The sequence below is a fragment of the Polaromonas sp. P1_E1_2 genome (genome assembly GCF_056406035.1).
The window spans coordinates 1-4,832 of sequence record NZ_JBFUAZ010000311.1; the positions used below are offsets into that span (position 1 = coordinate 1).

The 4,832-nt window shown below is 55.0% G+C and carries 3 protein-coding genes and 1 pseudogene; all 4 read right to left on the reverse strand.

The annotated features are described in order from the left end of the window. Nucleotides 1-465: pseudogene (locus tag AC1D1P_RS14400) on the reverse strand (glycosyltransferase); the annotation flags it as partial. Next, the gene (locus AC1D1P_RS14405) at nucleotides 455-2,161 is read right to left on the reverse strand and encodes a hypothetical protein (protein ID WP_477673457.1); all 1,707 of its coding nucleotides are present in this window, start codon (nucleotides 2,159-2,161) and stop codon (nucleotides 455-457) included. The pseudogene AC1D1P_RS14400 and the gene AC1D1P_RS14405, both read right to left, overlap by 11 nt. Before the next feature lie 66 nt (nucleotides 2,162-2,227). Next, entirely contained in the window at nucleotides 2,228-3,622 is a 1,395-nt protein-coding gene (locus tag AC1D1P_RS14410; protein ID WP_477673458.1) for a hypothetical protein, read from the reverse strand. Nucleotides 3,623-3,674: 52 nt separating this feature from the next. Next, entirely contained in the window at nucleotides 3,675-4,700 is a 1,026-nt protein-coding gene (locus tag AC1D1P_RS14415) for a glycosyltransferase family 10 domain-containing protein (RefSeq protein WP_477673459.1), read from the reverse strand. Between the last annotated feature and the right edge of the window lie 132 nt (nucleotides 4,701-4,832).

Here is a 4,832-nt window from a genome sequence, read left to right on the forward strand (position 1 = left end):
GAGCAGGTCGCGCATCGACGGAGTTTGCACGACGAAGGCTTGCGCGTTTTGGGCCTTGTGGGCGAACCAAGCCCTTTCGATCAACAGCCGCAGGCGTGTCCTGAGAGGAAAGCTGGCGAGCGTCACCGGTTCGACGAGATAACGGTTCTGCACGAACACAACGGCGCGTCCCTTCAGCTTGAAGAGCGGCGGCAAATTGCCGAAGCACAGCACGAGGTCAGCTGCCTCCACGGATTTGGAAAGCCACCATTCAGCCCAGAAACGACGCCACACGGTAGGCGCAACAGTAATGACTTTCAGGTGCGGAAGATGAGTCTTCGGCACTGGCATGCGGCTATCGAGCAACGCAGTTGTGTCACGACCAGCCGGCAGAGCCTCAAGCAGCGCGCGCAGCAATGACTGCCCTCCGCCGGAGTGCACATTGGTGGCGTGGACAAAAAGGGTTGTTGCCGTTTTAGTTGTCACGTGGTGGCGGGGCTTTTGCCAGTTTCAACTTGTACAGAGCGAACGCAAAACCTCGCGTATGGACCGTCCATACCAGCAGGATACCGCAGCCGAGAACCAGAAAATAGGGAATGCTTTGCTGCGGTGCCACGCCGAATTGAACAGCGGTGCTGGCCATCACGACGCCGTAAAGCGAACAGAGAATGGGGTTGCGGGTCAAGGTTCGTATCAAAAGCTCGACAAGTAGCACCAGGAACGTAAAAACAACCATTCCGAATGCGACGATCCAGAGCGAGTTGCTGTAATAAAGGAAGGCCGGCCCGCCAGGCAGGCTTGCAAATCTGAATTTTGTACCGTCGGACTTGAGGTATACAGACTTCGAGATGCTTTGGTAAATATCGGGTTTTCCTATCGCCGGCTTCTCCAGAAAACCACGACGCAAGAGCGCCGGGTCCTTGTTTGGATAGGCCTGCACGGCCATCAGGCCCTCCAGGCCTATCCATCTGTCAACACTTAGCTGTAAAAGGCGGGCTGAAAAACCGTCGGTCAGCTGATAACCAAACTCATTGAGTAACAGCCGGGATTGCGCCGAATCCGTGCCCATGGCTTCCGCCCATTTCTTCTTTTCGGCGGCCATGATCGCTTCCAGCTGTATTTTTTCGATATTCAGTTTCCGCATCAATTCAATGATTGGCGGACGCTTTTCCGGGGGGGCGATTTTGAGTTGATCCTCCAGCGTGCCGAGTTGGCCGCTGACAATTTCCCAACGGTAGTAGGCCTCATGGTAGGCCGTGCTTGTATACAGGCCGGTCTGGTAGAAATAGTTCCGGAATGTCGTGACGGCCGATATGGATACCACCAGCAGCGCGCAAAAGGCAGCGGCAAGCATGACTGTTTTCAGGCGCGACCAGCCCGCCAGCTTGTGCCTGAATTGGTGTAAAACGAAAAGTTGTGGAACGGCGTGAAAGATATAGGCTGCCCGGCTCAGGATCGACGTGCTCGAGAGAAAAGCTTCAATCAAAATTCCGTAAGCTGCCAAGGCGGGGTTTTTCCCGAGCGTGATGTCCCACCAGGCAAAAAGGGCAACGAAAGTAGCCAGGCCGATGTTGAGCAGCCAGGCTACTACCGAGTTCATCGGCCACATCAGAGACGCTTTTGGTGCAAGGCCGATTCGATGTATTCCGTATGCCAGATTGACAACCAGCACCCCTGCCGTCGCGAGCGCCAGCGCAAGCCATAGCCATTTCCTATTTGGTTCGTACCATGAAGGCACAACGAGTTTCTTTTCATCACGTATGGGGCTGACACGTCTTGCCAGGGCTGCATAGGCTATGCCGCCCGCAATGACACCCAAGCTGGCCACGCTTGCCACCAGTAGTACTTCGTCCCACGCTGCGGGCGCACCCTCGAACAATCCGATGGGTTCGACATACGGGTAATTGAAAATGGTATGAATCGTCAGTTTGAACCAGAGCCCGAGCCACAGAAATACCGTCAGGAACAAATAGCCGTAACTGTGTTTCTGACGGCATCCGGTGATCAGCATGACGCCGGTCGCGGCCGAAAAAAGCAGATAAGAATCCTTCGCGCCGACGTAGCCAGACAGTCCCAGCGTGAAAAATATGAGCCAGATGCCGACGCCCGCAATCACGATGCTCCTGGCCCACAGGTTTTCCCCCGGTGGCATATCAATAATTTTCAGGAGTCGCGGAATCATGTTTGTCGTGGCATGGAATATTTGAAGATCGCAGGTCACAAATTTGTGCTCTGCGGATGTTGATTTTCAAAGAGCTCGTGAGTCGGTGCTGGCGCCCGATGCTGTTGGCTGCAGGAGGTGAAACCATATTGCGTAGAGCCACATATGCCAGAAGCTCAGGTCGGGCTGAATCCGCTGGGCGCCCATTACGAGAACGGCGCCGATGCTTAACGACACCGCAACGTTGACGTGTCCATCAAATGATTTGTTGTCCGCCCTGACGATGGTTCGCAGGGCAAGCCAGCCCATCGTCGCAAAAAGGCCGAGGTAAAAGATTCCACCGGCGACGCCGGATTCCAGTGTCGCGACCGCATAACCTACAGCAATCGAGTTCTGCACGGTTTGCATGCCGAGCGCGGTGCCAGTTCCGATCGGATGCGCCTTCAAGTAATCGATGACGATACGCAGCCCCTCTTTTCGGTCATGAAGTGACAACGACTTGCCGGTCGGTGTGGTGCTCAGGGCATGGGCAACCCGGTGTACGCAGGTCTCACGGTCAGAAGAATGCTCTTTCATGCATCCTTCGACCAGTGCCATGGCGGATTTGTCGCTCAAGTTCTCAAGATACTGTTTAGTGCAGGCGCCGGCCAGGCTGTACATCAGGGCAATGGCGCCTATTGCACCCGCCAGGAAGATCACCAACTTATGATCGCCAACAGACCTTTTGATGACCATCAGAAGCAAAATCAGCACCAGCACCATGCAGAGAAAAAGCCCGGCACCCAGGGACATGCTAAGCATCAATCCGAGCACGATAACGGTGGACCGAAGATAAGCCTTCTCCGCGATGAGGAACCAGAACAGCGCGGGCATCAATGCGAACGCGTAGGTTCCGGGCTCCTCGCTGAGTCCCTGAATGCGGAACACCGGCGTGGGCGGGCATATGGGCGTGTTGGTGATGTAGTAGGCACCGAAGAAAACGTCCGCCGCACGTCCTCCGACTTCCATCGTGCTGAAGGGATGGATGCCGAGCAACACCGCCGCTATGGCGGCAAGCGAAAAAACAACCGTCGCGACCATCAAGTTCGAATAAATGCGCAGGCTTGCGTAGACAAATTTTCGATTGATGTGGAAAAGCAGAAACAGGAAAAACAGGAACTTGGTGAACAGGATGCACCACTGCACGATGCTGGTTCTCGATGTCGCATGGACAGAAGCGATCAATAGCATGCATAGATAGCCCGCCCAGAAAATCAGCATGAGTTTATGCAGAGGCGTCAGCGTCAATTGGTTGCGCTGTGCTGTGAGGGCGACAAACAGACAGATCACGAGCAGACAGATCGCGAAACCGGCCTGGAACAGCGTGATGTTGAATTGCTTCAGCATCACCGGAAAGAGCGACCACGAAAATACCGTGAGAAAGATCAGCAATACCTGAGAATCTTTGCCCCATGGAAGCTCAAAAAATGGATTTCTGATCATCCTGGTCGCCCTCGAGCGCGCTGAGAATCGGATTCGACAGAATACGAGGGATTCATTGCGCGTCTCCGACAATCCTCAGCAAGGAATCGGTATATCGTCGGCCCTGCTCGCTTTGAACAAACCGTCGGCCGTGTTCGCGCATTTGCCGAACCGCTTCGGGCGACATTGCCGCAGCCGCCTTGTAGGCATCGTGCCATGATGAAAATTCGCGGCAATCGATATAGGCTTCTTTGGGGATCAACTGCTTGATATCGGGAGCGCCCAAATACAGGGGAATCGTTCCCGCATAGAAGCAGTCGAAAATTTTCTCGGTTACGTACCCCTGCATCGCCATGTTTTCGAGACAGAGGCAGAAGTTGTATTGACTCAGTACCTCGTATTTCGATTCGCACGAGCCTCTGTAAATCGACAGCAGCGTTTTGCGCCGGCTTATATAGGGCCACCAGAGAGACGTACGAGCCTTTAATTTGGCCCAACCGCGACCATAAAGATCGACAACACCGGATTCCGCCAGTTCGGTCATCGCCTCGATGCGGCGGCTGTAGAGCTCGTTCGGCACTTTGCGTGGCACATGGTTTCCGTTGATCACCACGATGCGATTGAGACGGTCACGCCGAGACCAGTAGGGTTCCATAACATCTTCGCGAGGCTGCGGCCAATAGAGTTGGCGCAATCGCGAGCTGTCAACACCTGCGAGCGAATAGCCGTCACCGTTCAAGTTGTGGACATAGACCCGCTCGAAAGCTGCGGTCAATTCCGGTAAGGCCTTATAGATACTCGGGTCGACGACGGGCGGCTCCAGCACCAAAAAGGCTCGAAGGTGTACATCAGGACGTGCAGCCAGCATCTTGAAGTTGTCGAGGACGCCGAGCGAGTAGTAGTCCTTGGGGGTGTTGTTTGCTGGCAAGGACATCAGGTAATCGGCGGTGCGTACGGTTCTGCCGGCACTGGCGTGCACTTCGCGCACGCGCGCGTAGGGCACCAATGTCCCGTCGCGATTGAGCGCGAGATTCGACAAGTCGAACATCTGGTCCTGCCGGTAGGCCGGCGGCGTGTCGATGTAAATTTCGTCGGACACTGGAGCGGGAATCACTTCTTGCTTATCCTCTTGAGATGAACCAGCGAAATCCTTGCCAGGCCATCGAGTCGCAAACCGAGCATGACCTTGAGGTACAGGCCCAGCAGAAAAACGCCGAGCCCCCGTTTGGTC